The organism is Burkholderia sp. MSMB1498, assembly GCF_001526245.1.
Lineage (GTDB): Bacteria > Pseudomonadota > Gammaproteobacteria > Burkholderiales > Burkholderiaceae > Burkholderia > Burkholderia savannae.
Window position 1 is genome coordinate 1 of record NZ_LOYJ01000078.1, and the last position, 24,967, is coordinate 24,967.

Annotated in this window: 23 protein-coding genes and 1 pseudogene; 12 read left to right on the forward strand and 12 right to left on the reverse strand. The window is 67.9% G+C overall.

Going from position 1 to position 24,967, the window contains the following annotated elements; translation table 11 throughout:
* Window positions 1-177: 177 nt before the first annotated feature.
* Both WS91_RS17375 and WS91_RS17380 read right to left on the reverse strand, forming a co-directional pair.
* Entirely contained in the window at window positions 178-606 is a 429-nt protein-coding gene (locus tag WS91_RS17375; protein ID WP_059670687.1) for a DUF3564 domain-containing protein, read from the reverse strand.
* Window positions 588-935 carry a c-type cytochrome gene (locus WS91_RS17380; protein WP_038753687.1) on the reverse strand — a complete coding sequence of 116 codons (348 nt, stop codon included), beginning with the start codon at window positions 933-935 and terminating at the stop codon, window positions 588-590. The genes WS91_RS17375 and WS91_RS17380 overlap by 19 nt, the downstream gene beginning before the upstream one ends.
* Before the next feature lie 328 nt (window positions 936-1,263).
* Here WS91_RS17380 and WS91_RS17385 point away from each other — a divergent pair, with 328 nt between their 5' ends.
* Both WS91_RS17385 and WS91_RS17390 read left to right on the forward strand, forming a co-directional pair.
* On the forward strand, window positions 1,264-1,491 hold the full coding sequence (locus tag WS91_RS17385) for a DUF3562 domain-containing protein (RefSeq protein ID WP_038753684.1): 228 nt from the start codon (window positions 1,264-1,266) through the stop codon (window positions 1,489-1,491).
* Window positions 1,491-2,477, forward strand: a complete 987-nt coding sequence (locus WS91_RS17390; RefSeq protein WP_059579320.1) for a zinc-dependent alcohol dehydrogenase family protein — start codon at window positions 1,491-1,493, stop codon at window positions 2,475-2,477. Before WS91_RS17385 ends, WS91_RS17390 begins: the two co-directional genes overlap by 1 nt.
* A gap of 117 nt (window positions 2,478-2,594) precedes the next feature.
* Here WS91_RS17390 and WS91_RS17395 read toward each other — a convergent pair whose 3' ends face one another.
* A complete protein-coding gene (locus WS91_RS17395) occupies window positions 2,595-3,377 on the reverse strand; it encodes a helix-turn-helix domain-containing protein (protein WP_038753677.1) in 783 nt (260 codons plus the stop codon).
* Between the two features lie 665 nt (window positions 3,378-4,042).
* Between WS91_RS17395 and WS91_RS17400 the strand changes: the two genes are divergently transcribed.
* The gene (locus WS91_RS17400) at window positions 4,043-4,789 is read left to right on the forward strand and encodes a beta-ketoacyl-ACP reductase (RefSeq protein ID WP_059670688.1); all 747 of its coding nucleotides are present in this window, start codon (window positions 4,043-4,045) and stop codon (window positions 4,787-4,789) included.
* Window positions 4,790-5,221: 432 nt separating this feature from the next.
* On the opposite strand, the gene WS91_RS17405 is transcribed toward WS91_RS17400, so the two are convergent.
* Both WS91_RS17405 and WS91_RS33535 read right to left on the reverse strand, forming a co-directional pair.
* Window positions 5,222-6,601 carry an MBL fold metallo-hydrolase RNA specificity domain-containing protein gene (locus tag WS91_RS17405; RefSeq protein ID WP_059670689.1) on the reverse strand — a complete coding sequence of 460 codons (1,380 nt, stop codon included), beginning with the start codon at window positions 6,599-6,601 and terminating at the stop codon, window positions 5,222-5,224.
* A gap of 44 nt (window positions 6,602-6,645) precedes the next feature.
* On the reverse strand, window positions 6,646-7,167 hold the full coding sequence (locus WS91_RS33535; RefSeq protein ID WP_156432388.1) for a hypothetical protein: 522 nt from the start codon (window positions 7,165-7,167) through the stop codon (window positions 6,646-6,648).
* A 125-nt stretch (window positions 7,168-7,292) separates the two neighbouring features.
* Between WS91_RS33535 and WS91_RS17415 the strand changes: the two genes are divergently transcribed.
* The 3 genes from WS91_RS17415 (at window position 7,293) to WS91_RS17425 (ending at window position 11,694) form a co-directional block, all read left to right on the forward strand.
* Window positions 7,293-8,183 (forward strand): metal-dependent hydrolase, encoded by an 891-nt coding sequence (locus WS91_RS17415; protein WP_059670691.1) that lies wholly within the window; start codon window positions 7,293-7,295, stop codon window positions 8,181-8,183.
* A 529-nt stretch (window positions 8,184-8,712) separates the two neighbouring features.
* The gene (locus WS91_RS17420; protein ID WP_059670692.1) at window positions 8,713-10,275 is read left to right on the forward strand and encodes an amino acid permease; all 1,563 of its coding nucleotides are present in this window, start codon (window positions 8,713-8,715) and stop codon (window positions 10,273-10,275) included.
* A gap of 540 nt (window positions 10,276-10,815) precedes the next feature.
* Window positions 10,816-11,694 (forward strand): alpha/beta hydrolase, encoded by an 879-nt coding sequence (locus WS91_RS17425; RefSeq protein ID WP_082744933.1) that lies wholly within the window; start codon window positions 10,816-10,818, stop codon window positions 11,692-11,694.
* 66 nt (window positions 11,695-11,760) lie between these two features.
* Here the strand turns inward: WS91_RS17425 and WS91_RS17430 are convergent, their stop codons facing one another.
* Genes WS91_RS17430 through benA form a run of 4 tightly spaced genes read right to left on the reverse strand, consistent with a single transcriptional unit; the run spans window position 11,761 to window position 15,477 of the window.
* Complete coding sequence (locus tag WS91_RS17430) at window positions 11,761-12,555, reverse strand: 1,6-dihydroxycyclohexa-2,4-diene-1-carboxylate dehydrogenase (protein WP_059670693.1); 795 nt, start codon at window positions 12,553-12,555, stop codon at window positions 11,761-11,763.
* Window positions 12,552-13,571 (reverse strand): benzoate 1,2-dioxygenase electron transfer component BenC, encoded by a 1,020-nt coding sequence (benC, locus tag WS91_RS17435; protein WP_059670694.1) that lies wholly within the window; start codon window positions 13,569-13,571, stop codon window positions 12,552-12,554. Before benC ends, WS91_RS17430 begins: the two co-directional genes overlap by 4 nt.
* A 50-nt stretch (window positions 13,572-13,621) precedes the next feature.
* Window positions 13,622-14,113: a benzoate 1,2-dioxygenase small subunit gene (gene benB, locus WS91_RS17440; protein ID WP_038753656.1), complete on the reverse strand. Its 492-nt coding sequence runs from the start codon at window positions 14,111-14,113 to the stop codon at window positions 13,622-13,624.
* The gene (gene benA, locus WS91_RS17445) at window positions 14,110-15,477 is read right to left on the reverse strand and encodes a benzoate 1,2-dioxygenase large subunit (RefSeq protein WP_059670695.1); all 1,368 of its coding nucleotides are present in this window, start codon (window positions 15,475-15,477) and stop codon (window positions 14,110-14,112) included. Before benA ends, benB begins: the two co-directional genes overlap by 4 nt.
* 221 nt (window positions 15,478-15,698) lie before the next feature.
* Here benA and WS91_RS17450 point away from each other — a divergent pair, with 221 nt between their 5' ends.
* Both WS91_RS17450 and WS91_RS17455 read left to right on the forward strand, forming a co-directional pair.
* Complete coding sequence (locus WS91_RS17450) at window positions 15,699-16,613, forward strand: LysR family transcriptional regulator (protein ID WP_038753698.1); 915 nt, start codon at window positions 15,699-15,701, stop codon at window positions 16,611-16,613.
* A 252-nt stretch (window positions 16,614-16,865) separates the two neighbouring features.
* Window positions 16,866-17,078, forward strand: coding sequence for a DUF1059 domain-containing protein (locus tag WS91_RS17455; RefSeq protein ID WP_038753695.1), 213 nt, complete (start codon window positions 16,866-16,868; stop codon window positions 17,076-17,078).
* Between the two features lie 207 nt (window positions 17,079-17,285).
* Here WS91_RS17455 and WS91_RS17460 read toward each other — a convergent pair whose 3' ends face one another.
* Window positions 17,286-17,723 (reverse strand): nuclear transport factor 2 family protein, encoded by a 438-nt coding sequence (locus WS91_RS17460; RefSeq protein ID WP_038753692.1) that lies wholly within the window; start codon window positions 17,721-17,723, stop codon window positions 17,286-17,288.
* Between the two features lie 143 nt (window positions 17,724-17,866).
* Here WS91_RS17460 and WS91_RS17465 point away from each other — a divergent pair, with 143 nt between their 5' ends.
* Window positions 17,867-18,571: an ArsR/SmtB family transcription factor gene (locus WS91_RS17465; protein ID WP_059579288.1), complete on the forward strand. Its 705-nt coding sequence runs from the start codon at window positions 17,867-17,869 to the stop codon at window positions 18,569-18,571.
* Here the strand turns inward: WS91_RS17465 and WS91_RS17470 are convergent.
* Window positions 18,560-19,561: an NAD-dependent epimerase/dehydratase family protein gene (locus WS91_RS17470; RefSeq protein ID WP_059670697.1), complete on the reverse strand. Its 1,002-nt coding sequence runs from the start codon at window positions 19,559-19,561 to the stop codon at window positions 18,560-18,562. The genes WS91_RS17465 and WS91_RS17470 overlap by 12 nt on opposite strands.
* Before the next feature lie 94 nt (window positions 19,562-19,655).
* On the opposite strand from WS91_RS17470, the gene WS91_RS17475 reads away from it, so the two are divergent.
* Window positions 19,656-20,597: a LysR family transcriptional regulator gene (locus WS91_RS17475; RefSeq protein WP_059670696.1), complete on the forward strand. Its 942-nt coding sequence runs from the start codon at window positions 19,656-19,658 to the stop codon at window positions 20,595-20,597.
* A 251-nt stretch (window positions 20,598-20,848) separates the two neighbouring features.
* Here WS91_RS17475 and WS91_RS17480 read toward each other — a convergent pair whose 3' ends face one another.
* Window positions 20,849-21,901 carry an AraC family transcriptional regulator gene (locus WS91_RS17480; protein WP_059641729.1) on the reverse strand — a complete coding sequence of 351 codons (1,053 nt, stop codon included), beginning with the start codon at window positions 21,899-21,901 and terminating at the stop codon, window positions 20,849-20,851.
* A 135-nt stretch (window positions 21,902-22,036) separates the two neighbouring features.
* Between WS91_RS17480 and WS91_RS17485 the strand changes: the two genes are divergently transcribed.
* Both WS91_RS17485 and WS91_RS33550 read left to right on the forward strand, forming a co-directional pair.
* Complete coding sequence (locus WS91_RS17485; protein WP_038753638.1) at window positions 22,037-24,070, forward strand: NADPH-dependent 2,4-dienoyl-CoA reductase; 2,034 nt, start codon at window positions 22,037-22,039, stop codon at window positions 24,068-24,070.
* A gap of 741 nt (window positions 24,071-24,811) precedes the next feature.
* Window positions 24,812-24,967: pseudogene (locus WS91_RS33550) on the forward strand (ubiquinol oxidase subunit II); the annotation flags it as partial.

Genomic DNA, 24,967 nt, shown 5'->3' on the forward strand with positions numbered 1-24,967 from the left:
ACGAAGCGACGAAGCGACGAAGCGACGAAGCGACGAAGCGACGAAGCGACGAAGCGACGAAGCGACGAAGCGACGAACAGGTGACTCCCGAAGACTCCGAAAATTCCCCGAGCGCATCCCGCACGGACACATCGGCGCGCGCGGGGCGACGCTTCGCGCCCGCGCGACGCCGTCCGCTCAGGATGCCTCGCGCCCCGTGAACAGCTCGTGCTCGGCGGGCGCGGCGGTTTCGTCGACGCACTGCACGTGCCACTCTCCGACGACGGGCGAGTGGTGCGCGTGACGATACCAGTGCGCCGCGCCCGTCTCGCCTTCGAACGGACCGTGCTTCGCGCCGAGGTCGAGACCTTCGAGCACGCACAGCGAATGCGAATCGTCGGCGCTTGTCACGCGGGTCGCGCCGTCGCGGCAGACGACGTTGCCCCATGCGGGCAGCTCGACGCCCGCATGGCCTTCGCGCGACCACCTGCGCTCCGCCGTGTCGATCCACAGGATCGCGTAGGCGGCCGGATCGGCGGACGCGAACGTATCGAGATGAACGGTGATGCGCACGGCTGGCTCCTTGCAAAATGCGCGGCGACGCCGCGCTACTGGCTCATGACCCATTGGATCAACGTATGCGCGTCTTCCTTCGACAGCGGGCCGCCGCGCTCGGGCGCGGTCGGCATCGGCGCGTCGCCCCAGTGCGCGCGCCCGCCGAGACGCAGCTTCTGCTCGAGCATCTCGGCGGCATTCGGCACGTCGCGATAGCGCTCCGCGATCTGATGAAACGACGGCGCGAGGAACGGCATGTTCGGCGCGTGGCAGAACATGCAATGCTGCTGGTCGACGAGCTCGGTCGGCTCGCGCACTTGCGCCCGCACATCGCCGGCCGCGCCGATGCAGACCGCGCCCAGCATGCACGCCAGCGCAAGATTCGGCAGACTGTTCAACATGGCGCGTACCTCGATCGGAGATTCGATTCCAGTCTAAGCGGCGACGGGGCGCGACCATTGATGCAGGTCAATGCGATCCGGGCGAAATTGTCGCGGCAGGACGATGACGGCGCGCCGCGCAGCGCGCGCGTCGCGTGCTGCGATGCTTGCATCGGCGCGTGCCGGCGCAAGGCGTGTCCGCGTGTCCGCGCGTCGGCGCGGCGGCGAACCGGCGACGCTTGACCCAGGTCAAGCCGCCCTCGTGCCGCGGGGGTTCAATCGATGACGATGCACCTACGCTGGAACCGATGGACATCAACGGATTCGACGACGCACAGGGGCACGCATCATGCACCACGACATGCTTTTCGATTCGCTGCTCGCCGCCGCGCGGCGGCGCTCGATCACGGAGGGAGAGTTGATGCACATGCTCGATGACGAAATCGCGCGCCTTGCGGACGGCGCGCGCGTTCACGACTACCTGCGCGTGATCGCGATCAGGCGCGTGCGCGAACGCCTCGCCTCGCACGCGCGGGCGGCGGACGCCGCGCATGCGCGGCGCTCGGGAGCGCGTTGATGCGCGCGATGGTGTTCGACGGCGGCGCGCCGCGGCTGCGCGAGGCGGAGCTGCCCGATCCGAGGCCGGCGTCGGGCGAACTGCTGATCGACGTGCACGCGTGCGGCGTATGCCGGACCGATCTGCACGTCGTCGACGGCGACTTGCGCGATCCGAAGCGGCCGGTGATTCCGGGCCACGAGATCGTCGGCACGGTGGCCGCGCTCGGCGTGGGCGCGGCGGGCTTCGCGATCGGCGATCGCGTCGGCGTGCCGTGGCTCGGCCGCGCATGCGGCCACTGCATGTACTGCAAGAGCGGCCGCGAGAACCTGTGCGATGCCCCCGGCTTCACCGGCTACACGATCGACGGCGGCTACGCGGAGCGCACGGTCGCCGACGCGCGCTTCTGCGTACACTTGCCGAGCCGCTACGACGACGTCCACGCGGCGCCGCTGCTGTGCGCGGGCCTCATCGGCTACCGGACGCTGAAGATGGCGGGCCCCGCGCGCCGCATCGGCCTGTACGGTTTCGGCGCGGCCGCGCATCTCGTCGCGCAGGTCGCGCGTTTCCAGGGGCGCACGGTCTACGCGTTCACGCGCCCCGGCGATGTCCCGGCGCAGCAGCTCGCGCGCCGGCTCGGCGCGGCATGGGCGGGCGGCAGCGACGAGCCCGCGCCCGAGCCGCTCGACGCCGCGCTGATCTTCGCGTCGGTCGGCGCGCTCGTGCCGGCCGCGCTCGCGGCGGTCGCGAAGGGCGGCGTCGTCGTGTGCGGCGGAATTCACATGTCGGACATTCCGTCGTTTTCGTACGACCTGCTGTGGGGAGAGCGGCGGATCGTGTCGGTCGCGAACCTGACGCGCGACGATGCGGCGGAATTCATGCGGATCGCGAACGACGTGCAGCTCGACGTGGAGGCGACGCCGTATCCGCTCGCGCAAGCGAACCAGGCGCTCGACGATCTGCGCTCGGGGCGCCTGACGGGCGCGGCGGTGCTGACGATGCGCTGAATCAAGCGGCGTCCGTGCGCGGCGCACGGGCGCACCGCTCCCGCCGCGAAGCAAGCGGCTTCATCGAAGATGCGCGCGCGGCTTCAGGCTTCGGGCGTGCGCCGCGCCGGCGACGCGTCACACGCGCGCGAGCCCCTGCGGATCGGTGATGCGAATCTGCTTGCCGCGCGGCGCGATCAGCTTGTCGCGCTGGAACTTCGACAACATCCGGCTGACGGTTTCGAGCTTCATCCCGAGATAGCAGCCGATTTCCTCGCGCGTCATCCGAAGATTGAACTCCGACGCCGAATAGCCGCGTTTCTGGAAACGCTCGGAGATGTTGAGCAGGAACGCGGCGACGCGCTGCTCGGCCGTCATCGTGCCCAGCAGCATCATCAGGCTCGATTCGCGGACGATCTCGCCGCTCATCAACTGATGTACGTGGTGCTGCATCGGCTTGACTTCGCGACACACCGCTTCGAGCTGCGCGAACGGGATGATGCAGACGGTACTGTCCTCGAGCGCGATCGCATCGCTGTTGTGGCGGCCGCCGCATACACCGTCGAGACCGAGCGTTTCGCCGACGATCTGAAAGCCCGTCACCTGCTCGCGGCCGTCGCGATGCATGACGACCGTCTTGAACGAGCCGGTGCGCACCGCATAGATGCTCTGAAACGTATCGTGCGTGCGAAACAATGCTTCGCCGCGTTTGACGTGGCGCGTCGTGCACACCATTGCGTCGAGCCGGGCGAGCTCGCTCGGCGTGAGGCTGGCCGGCATGCACACGTTGCGTGTCGCGCAGGTCGAGCAGCGCGTCGCCGGCTGCTTCGGCGTGTCCTCGGCCGCAACGGGATGCAACTGCAACACGGGCCGTTGCGGCACGGACGAGGGCGCGGCTTCATTGGCTGAGGCGGTCAGCATAATCGGCTCCTTTCATGCGGCGGGCTCGACTGGCACGGTCGAGCGCGCAGACACGTGGCGCGGCACGCAGTGCCGCATTGCGCGGCGGCGTCGGCGAAGAAGGGCGACTGCGCTGCGCGGCATGCCGGACGATGATGGCAAACGGCCGGAACTGCCGTCCGGGAGCGAGGCTTGCATCTCGTCGTGCGCAATCCGTCGTTTCGTTGCGATTGCCGAATCAGCCGAGGCAAGCCCGCCCGCTAAGAGCATAGACGACGAAACGCGGGTCGGAATGATCATTCGAAGACCACCCCTACGCTTGTCAGTATGCAACGCGGATTGCCGCATCGATACTGTCGAACGTTGAACTTCCGGTAGGCATCAGCGTAGCGTTGTAGGGCGTTTCCTACAGCAGGGCTGTGCGTCGGTGCCGTGCATCCGTTTGACTCAGGTCAACGGATCGCGTGAGTGCGTGCTTACAGTAAAACGCGATGGCGTAGAGGGACGACACGCAACGTCACGGCAACGGGCGTCGACACGTTGCCGCACATATGAATCGGTGCGCGCGTTCGCCGCGAGCCGCAAGCAACATATTTCTCAACCCATGCCCGGATGGCGGCCGCGCGACATCGCTCGCGGGCCGCGCGGCGTCGATGTCGCGCCGGGCATCTTATCGGGAGGCCGTGATGGAAGCAAAACGCGTGGCGTTCGTGACAGGCGGTATGGGCGGGCTGGGCGCCGCGGTGAGTCGGCGGCTGTACGACGCCGGCATGGCCGTGGCGGTGTCGCATTCGGAGCGCAACGATCATGTGTCGACGTGGCTCATGCACGAGCGCGATGCCGGGCGCGACTTCAAGGCGTACAGCGTCGACGTCGCGGATTTCGAATCGTGCGAGCGGTGCGCGGAAACGGTGCTCGCGGATTTCGGCAAGGTCGACGTGCTGATCAACAATGCGGGAATCACGCGCGACGCGACGTTCCTGAAGATGACGAAGGGCGACTGGGACGCCGTGATGCGAACCGATCTCGACGCGATGTTCAATGTGACGAAACAGTTCATCGCGGGCATGGTCGAGCGGCGCTTCGGGCGCATCGTCAACATCGGATCGGTGAACGGCTCGCGCGGCGCGTTCGGTCAGGCGAACTACGCGTCGGCGAAGGCGGGCATCCACGGCTTCACGAAGACGCTCGCGCTCGAGACGGCGAAACGCGGGATCACGGTCAACACCGTGTCGCCCGGCTATCTCGCGACCGCGATGGTCGAAGCGGTGCCGCAGGACGTGCTCGAAGCGAAGATTCTTCCGCAGATTCCGGTCGGCCGGCTTGGGCGGCCCGACGAAGTGGCCGCGCTCATCGCGTTCCTGTGCTCGGACGACGCCGCGTTCGTCACCGGCGCCGATCTCGCGATCAACGGCGGGATGCACATGTGCTGATCGTGGCCGCGCCGGCGCCCGCCGCGCGAAGTCGGCACCCGCCGAGTCGAGGCGGTGGAGGCGCGGCCGCCGGCGTTGTGCGCAGCGGCGGCGAACGCCTCTTTCGTGCGGCGCGTTGCCTTGCATGACGGCAACGCTCGCATGCTTCGTTTCCGCGTTGCTCGACATCCGGCGGCGGCGCCGAGCCGGGTTGAGATCACTTCGCGGCACGATCGCGCGATCGATTCGCGCGATCGTTCAGGGAACCGAAACATCGGCGCCTGATCTTGCCGCAGACGTGCCTCCCGCACGGCATTCGTCAGCCGATTCGTTACGCCGGTGCCTACGAATCGGCGCACGCCGCCCGGTATCCGGCCGATTCCCCCGAAGCGTTGCGCATTCCGATGCGCCGGAGATGGCCACGTGTCCGGCGTTGCGTTTGCCTCGTCGCATTCACGTCGTTCGCGCGGGCGTGTCTTCCAGCTCGATCGATTCGAGATACGACGGCACTTCGCAGCGCCAGTGCAGCGATTCCTCGATCCGCCGCCGCAGCGCATCGGCCGCCGCGGGCTCGCCGTGCGTGACGAACGTGCGCACGGGCGCCCTCGACTGCGCGCCGAGCCATCCGAGGATCTCGCCATAGTCCGCATGCGCGGACAGCGACGAGATCATTTCGACCTGCGCGCGCACGCGCACGTATTCGCCGTGGATTTTCAGCGTCGGTTCGTGCGCGGCGAGCGCCGCGCCGCGCGTGCCCGCCGCCTGATACCCGACGAGCAGGATCGTGTTGCGGCTGTCGGGCGCGTAGCGCTCGAGGTGATACAGCACGCGGCCGCCCGTGGCCATTCCGCTGCCCGCGATGATGACCATCGGCCCGTTGTGGTCGGCGATCGCCTTCGACTGCTCGACCGTGCGGACCATCACCGCCGCGTGGCTGATCGCGTCCGCGTCGGACATCGTGAGCCGGTGATCGGAGAGCCGCCGCTGGTAGATCTCGGTGACGCTCGTCGCCATCGGGCTGTCGAGAAACACGGGCACGTGCGGCATCCGTCCGGTCTTTTTCAGTTGTGCGATGTAATACAGGACCTCCTGCGCGCGCCCGACGGTGAAGCACGGCATCACGACCACGCCGCCGCGCGCGAACGTCTTCGAGAACACGTCGGCGAGCTCGGCTTCGGGATCGCTCGTGTCGTGCAGCCGGTCGCCGTACGTCGACTCGACGACGAGATAGTCCGCATGAACGGGCGGCACGGGCGCGCGCATGATCGGATCGTGCGCGCGGCCAAGATCGCCGGAGAACGCGAGCAGCGTGTGCCGCCAGCAGACGACGACGCTCGCCGCGCCGAGAATGTGCCCGGCCGGCAGGAAGCGGAAGTGCAGGCTGCCCGCGAGCGGCGTCGGCGCGTCGAATTCGCGCGGCGCGAGACGCTGGAGCGCGCGCTGCGCGTCGTCGGTGGTGTAGAGCGGCAACGCCGGATGGTGCTTCGAGTAGCCGTGGCGGTTCGCGAACTCGGCTTCTTCCTCGAGGAGCCGTGCGCTGTCCGTCAGCATGATCTCGCAGAGCTCCGCCGTGCCGTGCGTGCAATAGACCGGCCCGCGGAAGCCTTCGCGCACGAGCACGGGCAGATAGCCGCTGTGGTCGAGATGCGCATGCGTGAGCACGACGGCGTCGATCGAATCGGCGGGCACGGGCAGCGGGCTCCAGTTGCGCAGCCGCAGGTTCTTCGTGCCCTGGAACAGCCCGCAGTCGATCAGGACGCGTGTCCCGCCGTCCTCGAGCAGATACTTCGAGCCCGTGACGGTTTCCGTCGCGCCGAGGAACGTGAGTTTCATGAGACCCCCTAGGGAAACGTGCGATGTCCGATGCGTTCATTGCACTACACGCGTCGCGCGCATTGCTGACGTGGATCAATCTGTGCGGCCACGCATCGCGCGCATGCGGCGAAAAAGGGGCATGAGCCGATGCGCGCGTCGGCGCGCTGCTCGCGCATCGCCTCTTGGGCGAGCGCCGCCTGCGCCGGCATCGCGATGCGCGGCGTCGTGCTGCAACGCGGCGAATACAGTGCCGACGCGAACGGGAGAATGCCTGCGAGCGAAGAGCAGCATCTTCCGAGCCGCGAATCCGGGGCTTGGTGCGATGCAGCTTGTGCGCTGCGACGAAAGCCTTCGCGATTGCCGAAGCAAGCGGCGAACGTCGCCATGCCGCATGCGGCCGACGCGAATGCCCGGTGTGCCCGCGCGCCGTTTGAAGGAGACGCTCGGGCGTCGTCGCGAGCCGCGCAAGCCGCGCGCACGGGGGCTTGCGCACGCGGGTAAGGGAAATTCCGCAACGAAGAATGTGTTTTTTGCGTGAAGTCGTTCTTGCGCGGACTTGGATCGTCTTCTATGATGACATCCATCAATGTAACGTTGATTGATGGTTTGATGTGAGATTGCGACCACGCCCCAATTCCCAAATCGAACCATCGGGGGCGTTGCATCGAGTCGCACCGACGTCCCATGACGGGACCTGGAGACAAACACCGTGAATGCTATTGTTCGTCGCGATATTCGCTTCGCCCTGCCGCCCGACCGCATCTGCGACTGGCACACCGAAGGCGTGGGCGTGACGCATCTGTTCAACGCGCTGTCGCTGCTGTTTCCGGCGGGCGAGCGCTTCTTCATGGATTCGGTGCGCAACTATCGCGACCGGGTCGAGGAGCCGAATCTGAAGCGCGACATCGCGGGCTTCATCGGCCAGGAAGCGATGCACACGCGCGAGCACGTCGAGTTCAACGATCTGCTGCAGGCGGCGGGCATGCCCGCGCACAAGCTCGACAAGCGCCTGTGGACGGTGCTCGGCTGGTTCAAGAAAGCGCTGCCGAATTCGATGCAGCTCGCGATCACGATGGCGCTCGAGCACTACACCGCGATGTTCACGGGCCTCGTGCTCGCGAACCGCATCACCACCAGCGAAGTCGACGGCTATCGCCAGATGTGGATGTGGCACTCGATGGAGGAAACCGAGCACAAGGCGGTCGCATACGACGTGTGGCGCACCGTGATGAAGCTGAGCCTGAAGAGCTACCTGCTGCGCACGAGCATGATGATGCTCGTCACGGTCGTGTTCTGGGCGACGCTGTTCGATTTCAACACGCGCTTGCTGATCTCGCATCGTCGCCGCATCGGCAAGGGCCTCGGCATCGGCAAGCTGGTCAAGTATCTGTGGGGCCCGAAGAACGGCATCTTCGCGCTGATCGCGCGCGAATGGATCGACTACTTCCGCCCGGGCTTCCATCCGTGGGATCACGACAACAGCGTGCACCTCGAGCGTCTCGACGATCTGATCGCCGAGATCGACGCGAGCAACGCGCGCCAGGCGGCGAAGGCCGCGCCGCGCCGGGTGCCGCTGCATCCGGTGCCGCAGGCGGTGTGAGGCCGCGATCGCGATGTAACGCAGCGCTGTAAGGCAGCGCTGTAAGGCAGGATAAGCAGGCAAATCAGGGAGAAGAGAAGGGCCGCTACGAGCGGCCCTTCCGTTTTTCGGGCGCCGCCGCCGCACGCGTGCGCCGTTCGCGGTGCATGGTCCGTTGTCCGCCGCGGCGTGCCGCACCGCAGCGAATACCGGGCGTTTTCGGATTCATCATATTTTTCGATGACGCGGTGCATCGGGGCGCGCCGGCTCGCGACGCGCGGCGGCGCGCCCCGATGCACCGCGTTCTGCGCGCAACCCATTGATCGGCAAAGCGTTTTGCCGGCGGTTATCTTGCGCGTCGCAGCACGCCGTGTTGCAGGCGTGCTCTGATGAATCGGGTAGAATCCGCGCTGCGCAAAAAATGCGTGTGGCGCGGCGCGCCCGGTCGGCACCGGGCGGCGCGCCGCAGATCGTCCCGGGGACGCGCCGAATCCGGCGTCCTGCCCGGCGCGGCGTCGAACCGTCGCCCGCCGCTCCTTGCCAGCCCTTTATGTCACCACACCCGAATTCCGACCGTTCAACCGCACAATCGAAACCTCCCGAGCTGCGCCGCAGCCTGAAAGCCCGTCACCTGACGATGATCGCGATCGGCGGCTCGATCGGCACGGGGCTCTTCGTCGCGTCCGGCGCGTCGATCTCGCAGGCGGGCCCCGGCGGCGCGATGCTCGCGTACCTGCTGATCGGCGTGATGGTCTACTGCCTGATGATGAGCCTGGGCGAGATGGCCGCGTTCATGCCGGTGTCCGGCTCGTTCGCGACTTACGGCGCGAAATACGTCGAAGAGGGTTTCGGTTTCGCGCTCGGCTGGAACTACTGGTACAACTGGGCGGTGACGATCGCGGTCGAGCTCGTCGCCGCGCAGCTCGTCATGCATTACTGGTTTCCCGACGTGCCGGGGGTCTGGTGGAGCGCCGCGTTCCTCGGCGTGATGTTCCTCCTCAATGTGCTGACCGTGCGCGGCTTCGGCGAGGCCGAATACTGGTTCGCGCTGATCAAGGTCGTCACCGTGCTCGCGTTCATCGGCGTCGGGCTGCTGATGATCTTCGGCATCCTGAAGGGCGGCCCGAGCAACGGCTGGAGCAACTTCACGATCGGCGACGCGCCGTTCGCGGGCGGCCTGCCCGCGATGATGGGCGTCGCGATGATCGCCGGCTTCTCGTTCCAGGGCACCGAGCTGATCGGCGTCGCCGCCGGCGAATCGGAAAACCCGCGCACGACGATCCCGCGCGCGGTGCGTCAGGTGTTCTGGCGCATCCTGCTGTTCTACGTGCTGGCGATTTTCGTGATCGGCGTGCTGGTTCCTTATACCGATCCGAGCCTGCTGAAGAGCGACGTGACCGACGTCGGCGTGAGCCCGTTCACGCTCGTGTTCCGTCATGCGGGCCTCGCGTTCGCTGCGGGCGTGATGAACGCGGTGATCCTGACCGCCGTGCTGTCGGCGGGCAACTCGGGAATGTACGCGTCGACGCGGATGCTCTACAACCTCGCGACCGAAGGCCGCGCGCCGAAGCTGTTCGCGAAGCTGTCGGCGGGCGGCGTGCCGCGCAACGCGCTGTACGCGACGACCGCGGTGGGCGCGCTGTGCTTCCTGTCGTCGCTGTACGGCGACAAGACGGTTTATCTGTGGCTCCTGAACACGTCGGGAATGACGGGCTTCATCGCGTGGCTCGGCATCGCGCTCAGCCACTATCGGTTTCGCAAGGGCTTCGTTCGCCAGGGCTTCTCGATCGATCAGCTGCCGTATCAGTCGAACCTGTATCCGTACGGCCCGATCTTCGCGTTCGCGCTGTGCATCGTGATCGCACTCGGCCAGGACTATCAGGCGTTCCTCGCGAACAAGATCGACTGGGTCGGCGTGCTCGCGACCTACGTCGGCATTCCGCTCTTCCTCGTCGTGTGGCTCGGCTACCGGCTCGTTCACAAGACGCGCTTCGTTCGCTTCGAAGAGATGGACATCGCGTCGTGGGTCGCCGAGCACGAGCGCGCGGCGGCGCGCGAAGCGCGCGAGGCGGCGGCCGTGCGCGTGCCGTCGAGCCCCGAAGCGGCTTCGTAATGCATCGCGTCGCGCGCTCGCCGCGCGACGCTCGCTGCAATGTCGACGAGCGGCCGGCCCGGCATCGGGCCGGCCGCTTTTTTTGTTCGCGTTGCCCGTCGCTTTTGTTTTGACGCTCGACGGCGTGCGTGGCGCATCGCGAACGTCGCGCGAGCGAACGTGGCGCTCGCCGCTCGCCGCTCGCCGCTCGCGGTCGGCGACATGCGGCCCTTGCGGCCGTCGTCGGAATCGGCGCGGCGCCGGATCAGGCCGCCGCCGTCGAACTCGCGCGGCAGCGCGGCGAGGTTCGACGAGCGCATTGCACACGGCCATCGCCGGTGTGGGTGCGGAGCGAGCGAGTCCCGCAATACCGAGACGACACTCTACGAATCGACTATTTGGCCGCTTTATCGTTTACCGGTTTTTCAGGGAAGACGATTCTCGCAGCGGAAAGGTGTGTGGATCGGATGCGGCGCGGCTGCGCGGCAATGCGCCGCGCGCGTTCGAAGCGTTTGAATGTTGCGTGCGCGCGTCGTCGTTCGAGTAACCGAGGAGCAGGCGATGCTGGCAGGGATGATGTTGATCGGATCGGCCGTGACGCTCGGCGTGTGGGCCGGCCGCAATCCGTTGGTCGTACTGAACGCGGCGGCCCGCCGCGCGACGTTTGTCGGCCGTTTCGACATCGTCTACGGTGCGGGGCCGCGCCGTTCGCTCGACGTCTATTTGCCGGCCGGACGCGGCGCGCGCACGTGCGGCGACGGCAAGCCGCTCGTCGTGTTCTTCTATGGCGGTAGCTGGCAGAGCGGCCGGCGCGGCGATTACCGGTTCGTCGGCGAGGCGCTTGCGTCGCGCGGCTGCGTCGTCGCGATTCCCGACTATCGGCTGTATCCGGGCGCGGTGTTTCCGGACTTCGTCGAAGACGCAGCCGCGGCGGTGCGCTGGGCGCGCGATCATGCGGCCGAGCTCGGCGCGGACCCGCGCCGCGTGTACGTCGCGGGTCACTCGGCGGGTGCGCAGATCGCGGCGCTGCTCGCGACCGACGGCCGCTTTCTCGATGCGCACGGTCTGGGCAAGCGCGATCTTGCGGGCGTGGTCGGGCTCGCCGGTCCGTACGATTTCCTGCCGCTCGCCGACGCGACGCTGATGCGGATTTTTCCCGAGCCCGTGCGCGACGCGAGCCAGCCGATCCGCTTCGTCGATGGCAGCGAGCCGCCGATGCTGCTCGTATCGGGCCTAAACGACGCGACGGTGAGGCCGGGCAACACGGCGCGGTTCGCTGCGCGCGTCGCCGCCGCGGGCGGCGCGGTGCAGGTCAGGCTCTATCCGCGCATCGGGCATGCGCTGCTCGTCGGCGCACTGGGCTTGCCGATGCGGCGCTTTCTGCCGGTGCTCGACGACGTAGCGGAATTCGTGCGCGCGGCGCCGCGAGTTCGCGCATGAAATTCCGCAGCGTTCATACGCGTGCGCAAACACACGCAAACGCACGCGTGCGCACGCACGCGGCGCTCAACCCTGATCACCGCCGCCGACGGGCAGCACCGAGCCGGTGATGTACGACGCTTCGTCCGATGCGAGAAACAGAATCGCGGCGACTTGCTCGTCGATCGTTCCGTATCGGTGCATCAGGCTCGACGACAGGGTCTGGTCGACGATCGCGCGATACCAGCGCGCGTCGTCGTCGCCTTGCGGTTCGGCGTTGCGCGGCACCTTGCGCGGCGGCGCGTCGGTGCCGCCGGCGGCGACCGCGTTCACGCGCACACCGTGCGCCGCATGCTCGAACGCGAGACTCGCGGTCAACGCGTTGACGCCGCCTTTCGCCGCCGCGTACGGCACGCGATGAATGCTGCGCGTCGCGATCGACGACACGTTGACGATTGCGCCCCGGCCGCGCTCGATCATGCCGGGCAGCACCGCGCGGCAGCACCACAGCGTCGGGAACAGCGAGCGGCGGATTTCCGCCTCGATCTGCGCGATGTCGTAGCGATCGAACGGTTTCGTCCAGATCGTGCCGCCGACGTTGTTGACGAGCACGTCGATCGCGCCGAACGCGTCGACGGCCGCGCGCGCCATCGCTTCCGCGCCCGCGTACGTTTCGAGGTCGGCGACGACGGCGAGCGCGCGGCCGCCTTCGGCCGCGATTTCGGCCGCGACGTCATGCACGAATTCCGCGCGATCGACGAGCACCGTCGTTGCGCCTTCCCGCGACGCGCGCAATGCGACGCCGCGCCCGATGCCTTGCGCGGCGCCCGTGACGACCGTTACTTTGCCGCCGAAGCGGCCGGGTGCATGTTGGCGATTCATGATCCGCTGCTCGACGAGAATCTTTCGAAGTACAGATTGGTCGGCGTGACGCCGCGCTCGCGCAGCCACGTCTGCACCGCGTCGACCATCGGCACGGGGCCGCACAGGTAGATGTCGACGTCGCCGCCGTTCAGCCACTCGGGTTCGACGTGCGCGGTCACGTAGCCCTTGCGCGGATGCGCGCTCGCATCGTCCGCGACGCAGGTCCGGTACTCGAAGCCGGCGAGGCGGCGCCCGATTTCGCCGATGCGATCGAGCGCGACGAGATCGTCGTCGCGCGTGACGCCGTAGACGAGCCGCACGGGCGGCGCGCCGTCGCGCGTCGCGCGCACGTCGAGCATCGACAGGAACGGCGCGATGCCGGTGCCGCCCGCGAGAAACAGCGCGGGCCGCGCGGCGTCGCGCAGATAGAAGCTGCCGTGCGGCCCGGAGAACGCGATGCGCTGGCCGGGCGCGGCTTCGTCGACGAGATAGCGGCTCATCCGTCCGCCCGGCACGTTGCGCACGAGAAACGACACGCGCGCGTCGCCCGGTTGCGAGCTGAACGAGTACGAGCGCGTCGCGCCCGCGCCGGGAATCTCGACGTTCACGTACTGGCCCGCGAGAAACGCGAGCTTCGCGGGCTCGTCGACGTCGATCGAAAAGCGGATCGTCGATGCCGACAGCCGCTCGATCGACGCGAGCGTGCCCTCGTGGCGCACGGCGCTCGTCTTGCATGCGGCCGACGACGCGGGCACGTCGATCACGCAATCGGCGCGCGGGCGCGTCTGGCACGCGAGCACGTAGCGCCGGGCGGCGTCGTCGGCCGTGAGCGCGTCTTCGATGTAGCTCGATTCGGGCAGGTCGTAGTCGCCCGATTCGCAGCGGCAGCGGCAGGTGCCGCACGCGCCGTCGCGGCAATCGAGCGGGAGGTTGACCTGCTGGCGATACGCGGCGTCGGCGAGCGTTTCGCCGTCGCGGCACGTGATGAAGCGGGTGACGCCGTCTTCGAACTGGAGAGCGATGCGGTGTTCCATGATGCGTTCCTCGGGCGCGACGCGGCGAGCGGCGTGCGGCGCGCGGCCGGCTAGATGTGATAGATGTCGATCAGCTGGTTGATGTAGTCGTTCTTCAGGATGACGTACTTGCTGACGATCTTCGGTGCGTCGCCTGAGAAGTCGATCGCGTAGCGCGACGTTCCGAAGTAGCTCGACACCGTCTTGTAGCGATAGCTGAGCGTGTGCCAGTTGAATCTCACGATGTGCACGTCGCCCTCGATGCTTTCGCGCTCGACGTTCGCGACGTTGTGGCTCGTGCGCGTATCGGGCATCGTCGCGCTCGAGCGCTCGGTCTTGATGCGGAACACGCGATCCTCGAGCCCCTGCCGGTTCGGATAGTAGATCAGCGAGATCTCGCGCTGCGGATCGGTGACGAGCTCGTCCGAGTCGTCCCACGACGGCATCCAGAACACGACCTCCGGGTGATAGCAGTCGAGCCACGCGTCCCATGCCTTGTCGTCGAGCAGCCGGCATTCGCGGTAGAGGAACGCGCGGATGTCCGCGATGTCGATCGTCTTCATGCGCGGCTCCTTTCGGCGGCGAGCGCCTGCTTCATCGTCGAGATCCAGTAGCGGTGCTGGACCGTGTACAGCCCTTCGTCCTCGGTCTTCACGCCGCTCAGCAGCGGACGGATGCCGATCTTGCGCGCGGCTTCGTCGGGGCGTTCGATCCAGTGCGCGGCGCCGCGGCACATGTCGTTCCATTCGACCGCGCGGCCTGCATAGCCTTGCTGGCACGCGCGGAATTCCTCGAGATCGTCGGGCGTCGCCATCCCGCTCGCGTTGAAGAAATCCTCGTACTGGCGGATGCGGCGCGCGCGCGCGTCGGGCGCTTCGCCCTTCGGCGCGATGCAGTAGATCGTGACCTCGGTGCGATTGACGGCGAGCGGCCGCAGCACGCGAATCTGCGAGCCGAACTGGTCCATCAGATAGACGTTCGGGTACAGGCACAGATTGCGCGAGTTCCGGATCATCCAGTCGGCGATGTCGCCGCCGCAGCGCGCGGCGAATTCGTCGCGGCGATCGAAGTTCGGCCTGTCCTCCGGGTTCGCCCATCGAGTCCACAGCAGCATGTGGCCGTGATCGAACGCGTAGAAGCCGCCGCCCTGGCGGCCCCATTTGCCCGCGTCCATCGCGCGGATCGCGTCTTCGTGCTGCGCATCCGTTTTGCGGTGATTGACGGTCGCCGCGTAATTCCAGTGCACGGCCGACACGTGATAGCCGTCCTCGCCGTTCTCGGCGGTGAGCTTCCAGTTGCCTTCGTACGTGTACGTCGACGCGCCGCGCAGCACTTCGAGGCCGTCCGCCGACTGGTCGGCGATCATGTCGACGATGCGCGCGGCGTCGCCGAGATACGCGGCGAGCGGCTCGACGTCCGGATTCAGGCTGCCGAACAGGAAGCCGCGGTAGTTCTCGAAGCGCGCGATCTTCTTCAGATCGTGCGAGCCGTCGCGATTGAAGCAGTCCGGATAGCCGGCTCCTTCGGGGTCCTTCACTTTGAGCAGCTTGCCGCTGTTGCTGAACGTCCAGCCGTGGAACGGGCACGTGTAGCTCGCGCGATTGCCGCGCTTGTGCCGGCACAGCATCGCGCCGCGATGCGTGCACGCGTTGACGAACGCGTTCAGCTCGCCCTGGCGGTTGCGCGCGATCACGATCGGCTGGCGGCCGATGGTGGTCGTGTAATAGTCGTTCGCGTTCGGGATCTGGCTCTCGTGCGCGAGATAGATCCAGTTGCCTTCGAAGATGTGCTTCATCTCCAGCTCGAACAGCATCTCGTCGGTGAACGCGCTGCGGTGCAGGCGGTAGTCGCCGTGCGCCTTGTCCTCGACGAGGAAGTCGTCGATGCATCGCAGCGTCGGGTGACGATCCGGGTAGATCGGGATCATGGGGGGCGTCTCCTGATGGGCTCTGTTCGTGGCCGGCGTGCGTCCGGACGAGCGGTCCGTCGCTGCGCCGCAATGCGCGTCGTGCGGAAAACCCGGATGAACCTGCGATGCTTCGCAGGTATAGTGCTTGACGACAACGCGGTCAGATTGAGGATAGTTGCCGGCAAAACGGTGCGTCCAACACCGATTGAGTATCGGATCGATATCCACGAGGTATGAAGATGGAACTGCGGCACTTGCGCTACTTCGTCGCGGTCGCGGAGGAGCAGAATTTCACGCGCGCGGCCGAGCGCCTGCACATCGCGCAGCCGCCGCTGAGCCGGCAGATCCAGCAGCTCGAGGACGCGCTCGGCGTGATGCTGTTCGAGCGGCACGCCCGGCCGCTGAAGATGACCGATGCGGGGCGCTTCTTCTATTCGCACGCGGTGCAACTGCTCGCGCAGACGGCCGAGCTCGAATCGATGACGAAGCGCATCGGCAAGATCGAGCGCGCGCTGTCGGTCGGCTATGTCGGCTCGACGCTGTATGGGATGCTGCCGAGAATCATCCGCCGCTTTCGCGACGAATACGGCGAGGTCGAGCTGAGCCTGCACGAGATGTCGACGATGGATCAGATCAAGGCGCTGAAGGAGGGGAGGATCGACGTCGGCTTCGGCCGCATTCGCCACGAAGACCCGAGCGTGCGGCGCATCGTGTTGCGCGAGGAGCGGATGATCGTCGCGCTGCCGCTCGGGCATCCGCTCGAAGCGGCGAAGCCGGTGCTGTCGCTGCACGATCTCGTCAACGAGACGCTGATCATCTTTCCGAAGACGCCGCGGCCGAGCTACGCGGACCAGGTGCTCGCCGCGTTTCACGATCGCGCGCTGAAGCCGCGCCGGATCTACGAGACGCGCGAGCTGCAGATCGCGCTCGGGCTCGTCGCGGCGGGCGAGGGCGTATCGGTCGTGCCGCACAGCGTGTACGGGCTCAAGCGCGACGACGTCGGCTACAAGGAGCTCGACGATTCGAATCTCGTGTCGCCGATCATCATGAGCACGCGGATGCTCGACGAATCGGAGGACATCCGCGCGATGCTCGAACTGATCTATCGCTTGTACGACGAATTCCAGATGGATTACCTGCCGCCGCACGAATGACGCGGCGCGGTTGCGTCATGCGTTGCGAGCGCGCGCGAGGAGCGGGCCGTCGGGACGGCGGCGAATGCCGCGAGGGCGCGCGGTGCGCCGCGCGTTCGCGTTCTTCATCGGTTAGCCTAACGAACCGTTTCGCCGTGACCTAGAATCCAACCATCACTTCGTTCGATGCGCGTCATCGTCGTTTCCGAAGCGATTGCCCCGGGGGAAGATCGATCGTCAGGTTGGCTTCAGATCACATGCGAGGAGGGCGTCATGGCTCGCAAATACATCGATTGCCGGGAGTTTCCGAGCGAAATGCACTGCACCGTCGCGCTGTCCGCCGATTCGGATGACGAATTGATGGAGGCCGCCGTGCAGCACGCGGTCACGGTTCATCGTCATACCGATTCGCCGGAATTGCGCGCGCAGCTGAAGACGCTTTTTCACGACGGCACGCCGCCCGTCGACGCGCCGCGTCAAGCGTAGCGCCGACGGAACGGCCGATGCGTGTCGGTGTTGCATCGGCCGGCGGGTGCGTGTGTCGAGCCCGCCCGGGCCGCGCGCTCCAATCCGCCGCCGTGCCGGTGAGCCGGCGGCGAATGCGCGCTTGCGCCCGGACGCGGCGGCACGTATCGCACGGCCGCGCGGCGTGCGGTCCTTTTTCGTCTTTTTCTCTTGCCGAAGCTTGCCGCGTCACGCGGCCGATTCGGCGCGCTTCATCGCCGCGACGAGCGCGTTGAATCCGGCCCAGCCCCAGTAGACCCGGTGGCGCGCGATGCGCCCGCCGGCGACGTCGATCGATTCGATCAGGTCGATCTGATCGCCTTGCGGCGTTTCGCGGGGATATTCCCAGATCAATTGCCGGCCGTTCGTGAAGAACGTATCGGTGCGGTGCCAGCGTGCAAGCTCGTTCGGCAGTTGCCGGAATCCCGCTTCGAAGAACGCGCGGATCGCCGCGCTGCCCTGAAGCACTCCGTCGGGGCGCTCGCGCAGCACGGCGACGATCAGCGGCGTCTCGAGTATCGCGTCGGGCGCGTAGAGCGCCATCAGCGCGTCGAGGTCGCGGCGCACGACGGCGTCGTGCCATGCGGCGTGGATGTGTCGGATCTCTGCAGGCGTCGTGTCGGTCATTTCGGGCTCCTTGGCGAAGGCGGCGACGGGAAGGTTCGTCAAGCGTAGCCGCGCCGGTGCGCCGGATGTTTCGACGCGCATCGAAGCGTCGGCGGCCGGGCGGTGCTATCTTCGTCGACACCGCTCGATTCGACGGATCTCCCATGGAAGCTCAAGCGAACATCGTCACATCCGCGTTCCTGATCGCCGACCCGGCGCGTCTCGCGATTCTCGTGAGCCTTCTGGACGGCCGCGCGCGGCCGGCGGGCGAGCTTGCGCGCGTGGCCGGCGTGAGCCCGCAGACGGCGAGCTCGCACCTGCGCAAGCTCGTGGACGGCGAGTTGCTCGCCGTCGAATCGGAAGGGCGGCATCGCTACTATCGGTTGTCGAGCCCGCAGGTCGCGTTCGCGCTCGAAAGTCTCGCTGCGATCGAGACGCGGCGTCCGCTGCCGCCGCGTCCGCGCGCGGGCATGCGGCGTCTGCAATTCGCGCGCTGCTGCTACGACCATCTCGCGGGGCGCGTGGGCGTCGCGATGACGCAGCGGATGCAGGCGCTCGGCCTGCTCGCAGCCGCGCCGGACAAGCGCTTCGACGTCACGCCGTCGGGGCGCGCGTGGTTTTCCGAGCTGGGCGTGGAGGTCGACGGCTTGACGGCGGGCCGGCGAGGCGTCGCGACCCAATGCCTCGATTCGACCGAGCGGCAGCATCATCTGGCGGGCCCGCTCGGCGCGCAGCTGATGCGCTGCCTGTGCGAGCGCGGATGGCTGCGGCGCGTCGCGGCGTCACGCGAGATACAGGTCACGCCGCGCGGCTGGACGGGCTTGCGAGAGCGGCTCGGGATCGACGCGGCCGCATTGTCAGCGCGATGACGGCGCAACGCGCGGTGCGCGGCCGCTCAGGCAGCCGAGCGCATCGAGCGTCGTTTCCACCGCCGCGTCGAGCGGCGTGTGCGGCTCGCGTCCGAGCGCGGCGACGAGCTTCGCGTTGTCCATGCGCAGCGCTTCGCGCCACAGATAGCGCATCTCGCGCATTTCGCGGCAGGTCGTGACGAACGGCGACGCGAGCGTCACGAGCCACCACGGAAACGCAGCGATGCGCGGCTCGACGCCCGTTCGCCGCGCGACGACGCGGCGGATCGCCGCGCTCATTTGCGCGCCGTCGGCGTCCCAATGGCCGGCCATGTGGAAGCACGAGAATGCGTCGAGCGCGTCGCGGCGCGCGAGCAATTCGACCATCGTGCGCGCGACGTCGGGCAGATACGCCCACTGATGGCCGACGCCCGCGCGGCCGGGCGAGCGTACGGTCCGCACGGGCCGCCCGGATTTCGCGAGAGCTTGGGAAAACCAGTTGTTGCGCGCACCGGGGCCGAAGAAGTCGCCGGCCCGAACGATCAGAACGCGCGCGCCCGCATCCGCGGCGTCGTGCAAGCGCCGTTCCATCTCGACGCGGATTGCGCCCTTGCGGGTCAGCGGGCGCTGCGGCGAATCCTCGCGCAGCAGGTGGCCGGCGTCGGGCCCGAAGTTGTAGACGGTGCCGGGCAGCACGATCGTCGCGCGTTCGCGCGCTGCGGCCGCGATCGTGCTGTCGAGCATCGGCAGCACCAATTCGTTCCAGCGGCGATAGCCGGGCGGATTGACCGCGTGCACGATCACCGCGCAGCCGCGCGCGGCATCGGCGACGTCGCGCGGATTCAACGCGTCGCCGAGCCGCCAGTCGATGTCCGCCGCGCCGCCATTCGCCGCCGGCGACGAGCGCGCGAGTGCCCGCACGCGCCAGCCCGCGTCGCGCAGCGCTCGCGCCATTTCTCCACCGATTCCGCCCGCCGCGCCCACCACGAGCGCCGTGTCGAGAGTCGCCATCGCTTGCTCCTGAACGTGATCCACAGGCGCATTCTGCGCCGCGCGCGGATCGATTAACATTACCGAATCTCGTCTAACGGCTATACATTTTCGTATGGGCTCGGAAATTGGCTGGGAGCTGTATCGTTCGTTCCTCGGCGTGCTGCGCAAGGGTTCGCTGTCGGGCGCGGCGCGCGTGCTCGGCCTCACGCAGCCGACCGTCGGCCGGCATGTGGCCGCGCTCGAGGCGGCGCTCGGCGTGCCGCTTTTCACGCGATCGTCGACCGGGCTGATGCCGACCGACGTGGCGCTCGCGCTGCGCGCGGACGCCGAGGCGATGGAAAGCACGGCCGATGCGCTCGCGCGCACGGCAACGAGCTTCGGCAAGGACGTGCGCGGCGTCGTGCGGATCTCGGCGAGCGACGTGATCGGCGTCGAGGTGCTGCCGCCGATCGTCGCGCGCTTGCAGCAACGGCATCCGGCGCTGAAGATCGAGCTCGCGCTGACGAGCCGCATTCAGGATCTGCTGCGCCGCGAGGCCGACGTCGCGGTGCGAATGACGCGCCCCGAACAGACGCAGCTGATCGCGCGGCGCATCGGCGGCATCGAGCTCGGCCTGCATGCGCATCGCGACTATCTCGCGCGGCGCGGCACGCCGCGCAATGTGGACGAACTGGTTCGCCATGCGCTGATCGGCTACGACCGCCCGACGGCGTTCATCCGGCAGATGGCCGCGAAGTCGTTCCCGGGGCTCGACCGCGGCGCGTTCACGCTGCGCACCGACAGCGATCTCGCGCACCTCGCGCTGATTCGCGGCGGCGCGGGCATCGGCATTTGCCAGGCAGCGCTCGCGAGGCGCGATCCCGCGCTCGTGCGCGTGCTGCCGAAGGCGTTTGCCGGACGGCTCGATATGTGGGTCACGATGCACGAGGATTTGCGCGGCAGTCCGCGCTGCCGGGCGGCGTTCGACGCGCTGGTCGAGGGGCTCGACGCGTATGCGAACGAGCCGCGCGCGCCGGTTGCCGAGCGACGGCGCGCGTCGCCCGCTCGTTCGTGAGGCGTCCGCAGCTCGCGCTCGCGAAGCGTCGCGGGGGTCGGACGGCGATCGGACGGCAAGCGGTTGGTGAGCGGTTGGCGAGCGGCGGGCAAGCGGCGGGCGAGCGGATTCGCGTCCGCGGGCCGGGCGTTCCCGCCCGTCGTCGCGCGCGTTGCACGCATGAACACGTGTTGCGCTCGCGTGACGCGCATCGACAACAGCTTGCGCTCGCGCCGGTGCGAATCGCGGCGCGATTGCGCGCCGCGCGCCGTCTATCGCTCGACGTCGTCGCCCGCTTCCCGATACGCGCTCGGCGTGAGACCCGTCCACTTGCGGAACGCGCGCGTGAAGTTCGCCGGGTCGGAGAATTGCAGCCGCTCGGCGATCGTCTTCAGATCGAGATCGGATGCGCGCAGCAGCCGGCGCGCGTCGCGCAGCCGCGCCTCGTCGACGAGCGCGCGGTAGCCGGAACCCGCATCGAGCAGGCGCCGCCTCAGCGTGCGCGTCGACATCAGGAGGCGCCGCGCGAGCGCGTCGGGCTCGGGATAGCCTTGCGCCGCCAGCGCGAGTTCCGCGCGCACGCGCGCGACCAGATCGCCTTCTTCGTGGCGCACGTCCGCATATTCGCGTTCGACCTGCGCGAGCGCCTGCTGATGCGCGACTTCGTCCGCCATCGGCAGCGGCCAGTCGAGCGCATCGCGCGACACCCACAGCGCGTTCGACGCGCAATCGAAGCGCACGGGCGGCAGCCGGTCGCGATAGCGCGCGTAATAGCCGGGCTGCGGCCACGCGAATTGCAGCTCGATCGGCGGCGCGGCGCGCCCCGTCACCGTGCCGACGTTCTGCGCGATCCCGGTGAGCACGATCTCGAACATCGCGTGATGCTGGAGCACGGGGCTCGCCTGCACGCCGTGCAGCGAAAGCGTCGCGCCGTCGTCGCGCTCCGCGTAGTGCAGCCGGTATTGCCGGTTGCGCATCCGGAAATAGCGCGCGTTGACGAGCAGCGACGCGCGCAGGTCCGCGGCCGTCAGCGCCGCGTAGCCGAGAAAGCCGTGCACCGACATCCGCAGCCGCAGCCCGAGCTCGAAGCCGATCCCCTCGTCGCCGCTCAGCCGGATCGCATTCAGCACGAGCCGCCCCCATTGCGAAGGCGCGACGCGCGCGTCCGGTTCGCCGAGCACGTCGTCGCGCAGGCCGGTGCCCGCGCGGGCATCGCGCGCGTCGATGCCGCGCTCCTCGAACACCTTCAGCAGATGCCGCAGGTACGCGACCGGAATCGTCGGCCGGCGCAGGCCCAGGTGGTCTTTCGTCGTTCGTCGCGTCATCGTGTCGTGAACTGGACGAGTGTGGCCAAAATTGGCCACGAATGACAAGCATTCTGGCTATTTGCCCCCTCACGGACAAGCGGTGCGTGCGCCTACGATGTAACGATCCCGATCAATCCGTTCCCGCGATACCCGATGACGACTCCGTTCCCACACCTGCTCGCCCCGCTCGATCTCGGCTTCACGACGCTGCGCAACCGCGTGCTGATGGGGTCGATGCACACGGGCCTCGAAGACAGCCGCAAGACGCTGCCGCGCCTCGCCGACTATTTTGCCGAACGCGCGCGCGGCGGCGTCGGCCTGATCGTCACGGGCGGCTTCGCGCCGAACGTCGCGGGCTGGACGAAGCCGTTCGGCGGCACGCTGTCGACGGGCGCCGCGGCGCGCCGCCATCGCGTGATTCCGGACGCGGTGCATGCGGAAGGCGGCAAGATCGCGCTGCAGATCCTGCATACCGGCCGCTACGGCTATCACCCGTTCGCGGTCGCGCCGACGCGGCTCAAGTCGCCGATCTCGCCGTTCACGCCGCACGAGCTGACGGCGCGCGGCATCGAGCGGCAGATTCGCGCGTTCGTGCGCTGCGCGCAGCTCGCGCGCGAAGCGGGCTACGACGGCGTCGAGATCATGGGCTCCGAAGGCTATCTGATCAACCAGTTCATCTCGCTGCACACGAACAAGCGCACCGACGAATGGGGCGGCTCGTACGCGAACCGGATGCGGCTGCCGGTCGAGATCGTCGAGCGCACGCGCGAGGCGGTCGGCCGCGATTTCATCATCGTCTATCGGCTGTCGATGCTCGATCTGATTCCGGACGGCAGTGATTGGAGCGAAGTCGTGACGCTCGCGAAGGCGGTCGAGCGCGCGGGCGCGACGCTCATCAACACCGGCATCGGCTGGCACGAGGCGCGCGTGCCGACGATCGCGACGTCGGTGCCGCGCGGCGCGTTCGCGTGGGTCACGAAGAAGATGAAGGGCGAGGTCGGCATTCCGCTCGTGACGACGAACCGGATCAATCGGCCGGAAGTCGCCGAGCAGATTCTCGCGGACGGCTGTGCGGACATGGTGTCGATGGCGCGGCCGTTCCTCGCCGACGCCGAGTTCGTGAAGAAGGCGGCCGAGGGGCGCGCCGACGAGATCAACACGTGCATCGGCTGCAATCAGGCATGCCTCGATCACGCGTTCAAGAATCGGATCGCATCGTGCCTGCTGAATCCGCGCGCGTGCCACGAAACGGAGCTGAACTATGCGCGCGCGGCGAACGTGAAGCGCATCGCGGTGATCGGCGCGGGGCCCGCCGGCCTCGCGTGCGCGACGGTGCTCGCGCAGCGCGGGCATCGCGTCGAGCTGTTCGACGCGGCGGCCGAGATCGGCGGCCAGTTCAACATGGCCAAGCGCATTCCGGGCAAGGAGGAGTTTCACGAGGCGCTGCGTTACTTCGCACGCCAGATCGAGCTGACGGGCGTGCAGCTGCGTCTGAGCCGCCGCGTCGACGCGGCCGAGCTGATCGCGGCCGGCTACGACGACGTCGTGCTCGCCACGGGCGTCGCGCCGCGCAATCCGCGCATTCCGGGCCAGGATCATCCGAAGGTGCTGACCTACATCGACGTGCTCGCGCGCAACAAGCCGGTCGGCGAGCGCGTCGCGGTGGTCGGCGCGGGCGGGATCGGCTTCGACGTGTCGGAGTTTCTCGTTCAGGACGGCGAATCGCCGGCGCTCGATCTCGACGCATGGAAAGCGGAGTGGGGCGTGACCGACCCCGCGCTCGCGCGCGGCGGCGTGACGCTCGGCGAGATCGCGCCGCCCGCGCGCCGCGTCACCCTGCTGCAGCGAAAGGCGACGGGGCTCGGCAAGGGGCTCGGCAAGACGACCGGCTGGATTCATCGCGCGACGCTGAAGATGAAGCAGGTCGAGATGATCGGCGGCGTCAACTACGAGCTGATCGACGACAAGGGGCTGCACGTGACGTTCGGCAAGGAGCGTCTCGATCCGACCGTGATCGAGGCCGATACGATCGTGCTGTGCGCGGGGCAGGAGCCCGAGCGCGCGCTGTACGAGCCGCTGAAGGCGGCGGGCGTGCCGGTGCATCTGATCGGCGGCGCGGAGCGGGCGGCCGAGCTCGATGCGAAGCGCGCGATCGACCAGGGCGCGAGGCTCGCCGCACGGCTTTGAGCGCGGTGCGGCGGGCGGCGTGCGCCGGCGCGATCGTCGCGTGTTTGGGCGGGACTAAACGTGCGTTCGCGCAAGTCGGAGCATGTCCGCGCATGTTTGCGCACGTCGGCGCATGTCGGTGCATTTCGGAGACCGATCGCCGGGATTCGCATGCATCGGCATGCATTTGAGGCGGCACGGGCTGCTTCGCCGGCCCGGTGTCCGCGCGCAGCGCCGCCGCGTTCATCGAAGCGAATGACGCGACGGCGGCGGATCACGATTGCCGGCTTCGCTTTCCGTCATGCCGACAATTCCGACGCCGCGGCGCATTCGAATGCGACGCACGATCGACGGCGTGTTGAAGCGAAGCGGGCGTAGCGAAACGTGCGGCCGTCGCGCGCGCCGCGTACAATCGGCGTCGCCGCGCCCGAGCGGCGGCGGCTGATCGCCCGCACGTCGAGCACCTCGCGCGCGCGTTGTCAATCGCGTGTCCGGCCGCTGCGACGGCCATTCCGTCTCCGGCGGCCTTCTTCTCGCGCGTATACGCGCACGCACGCGCACATGCGCAACTCATCTTCCCACCGCATCGAAACAGGCGCCGCCAACGCTGTGACATCGTGTCGCACTGTCATTTTCGGCAAAGATGATTTGTCTCATTGACTGATTTTCATCTCGCTCGCCGGCCGTATGATGCGAGCGCTTCCGCGAACCGGTCGTCCGACGGTTTCGATCGGAGTGCGATACATCTTGCTGGCGAATGTGATGAATAGAAAGGCTTTGAGAAGCTTGTCGTGGTTCGGGGCGATCGGTGCGCTCGCCTCGCTGTCCGGGTGCGGGCTCGACGTGCTCGATCCGAAGGGCGCGATCGGCGCCGCGGAGAAGGCGTTGATCGCCACGTCGACGTGGGCGATGCTGATC

Coding starts and splice junctions, on each gene's coding strand:
- WS91_RS17470 (WP_059670697.1), bottom strand. CDS start 19,561: ATGGCGACTCTCGACACGGCGCTCGTGGTGGGCGCGGCGGGCGGAATC.
- WS91_RS17465 (WP_059579288.1), top strand. CDS start 17,867: ATGGAAGCTCAAGCGAACATCGTCACATCCGCGTTCCTGATCGCCGAC.
- WS91_RS17425 (WP_082744933.1), top strand. CDS start 10,816: ATGCTGGCAGGGATGATGTTGATCGGATCGGCCGTGACGCTCGGCGTG.
- WS91_RS17455 (WP_038753695.1), top strand. CDS start 16,866: ATGGCTCGCAAATACATCGATTGCCGGGAGTTTCCGAGCGAAATGCAC.
- WS91_RS17400 (WP_059670688.1), top strand. CDS start 4,043: ATGGAAGCAAAACGCGTGGCGTTCGTGACAGGCGGTATGGGCGGGCTG.
- WS91_RS17430 (WP_059670693.1), bottom strand. CDS start 12,555: ATGAATCGCCAACATGCACCCGGCCGCTTCGGCGGCAAAGTAACGGTC.
- WS91_RS17395 (WP_038753677.1), bottom strand. CDS start 3,377: ATGCTGACCGCCTCAGCCAATGAAGCCGCGCCCTCGTCCGTGCCGCAA.
- benA (WP_059670695.1), bottom strand. CDS start 15,477: ATGATCCCGATCTACCCGGATCGTCACCCGACGCTGCGATGCATCGAC.
- WS91_RS17380 (WP_038753687.1), bottom strand. CDS start 935: ATGTTGAACAGTCTGCCGAATCTTGCGCTGGCGTGCATGCTGGGCGCG.
- WS91_RS33535 (WP_156432388.1), bottom strand. CDS start 7,167: ATGGATGTCATCATAGAAGACGATCCAAGTCCGCGCAAGAACGACTTC.
- WS91_RS17480 (WP_059641729.1), bottom strand. CDS start 21,901: ATGACGCGACGAACGACGAAAGACCACCTGGGCCTGCGCCGGCCGACG.
- WS91_RS17475 (WP_059670696.1), top strand. CDS start 19,656: ATGGGCTCGGAAATTGGCTGGGAGCTGTATCGTTCGTTCCTCGGCGTG.
- WS91_RS17450 (WP_038753698.1), top strand. CDS start 15,699: ATGGAACTGCGGCACTTGCGCTACTTCGTCGCGGTCGCGGAGGAGCAG.
- WS91_RS17405 (WP_059670689.1), bottom strand. CDS start 6,601: ATGAAACTCACGTTCCTCGGCGCGACGGAAACCGTCACGGGCTCGAAG.
- benC (WP_059670694.1), bottom strand. CDS start 13,571: ATGGAACACCGCATCGCTCTCCAGTTCGAAGACGGCGTCACCCGCTTC.
- benB (WP_038753656.1), bottom strand. CDS start 14,113: ATGAAGACGATCGACATCGCGGACATCCGCGCGTTCCTCTACCGCGAA.
- WS91_RS17385 (WP_038753684.1), top strand. CDS start 1,264: ATGCACCACGACATGCTTTTCGATTCGCTGCTCGCCGCCGCGCGGCGG.
- WS91_RS17485 (WP_038753638.1), top strand. CDS start 22,037: ATGACGACTCCGTTCCCACACCTGCTCGCCCCGCTCGATCTCGGCTTC.
- WS91_RS17460 (WP_038753692.1), bottom strand. CDS start 17,723: ATGACCGACACGACGCCTGCAGAGATCCGACACATCCACGCCGCATGG.
- WS91_RS17420 (WP_059670692.1), top strand. CDS start 8,713: ATGTCACCACACCCGAATTCCGACCGTTCAACCGCACAATCGAAACCT.
- WS91_RS17390 (WP_059579320.1), top strand. CDS start 1,491: ATGCGCGCGATGGTGTTCGACGGCGGCGCGCCGCGGCTGCGCGAGGCG.
- WS91_RS17375 (WP_059670687.1), bottom strand. CDS start 606: ATGGGTCATGAGCCAGTAGCGCGGCGTCGCCGCGCATTTTGCAAGGAG.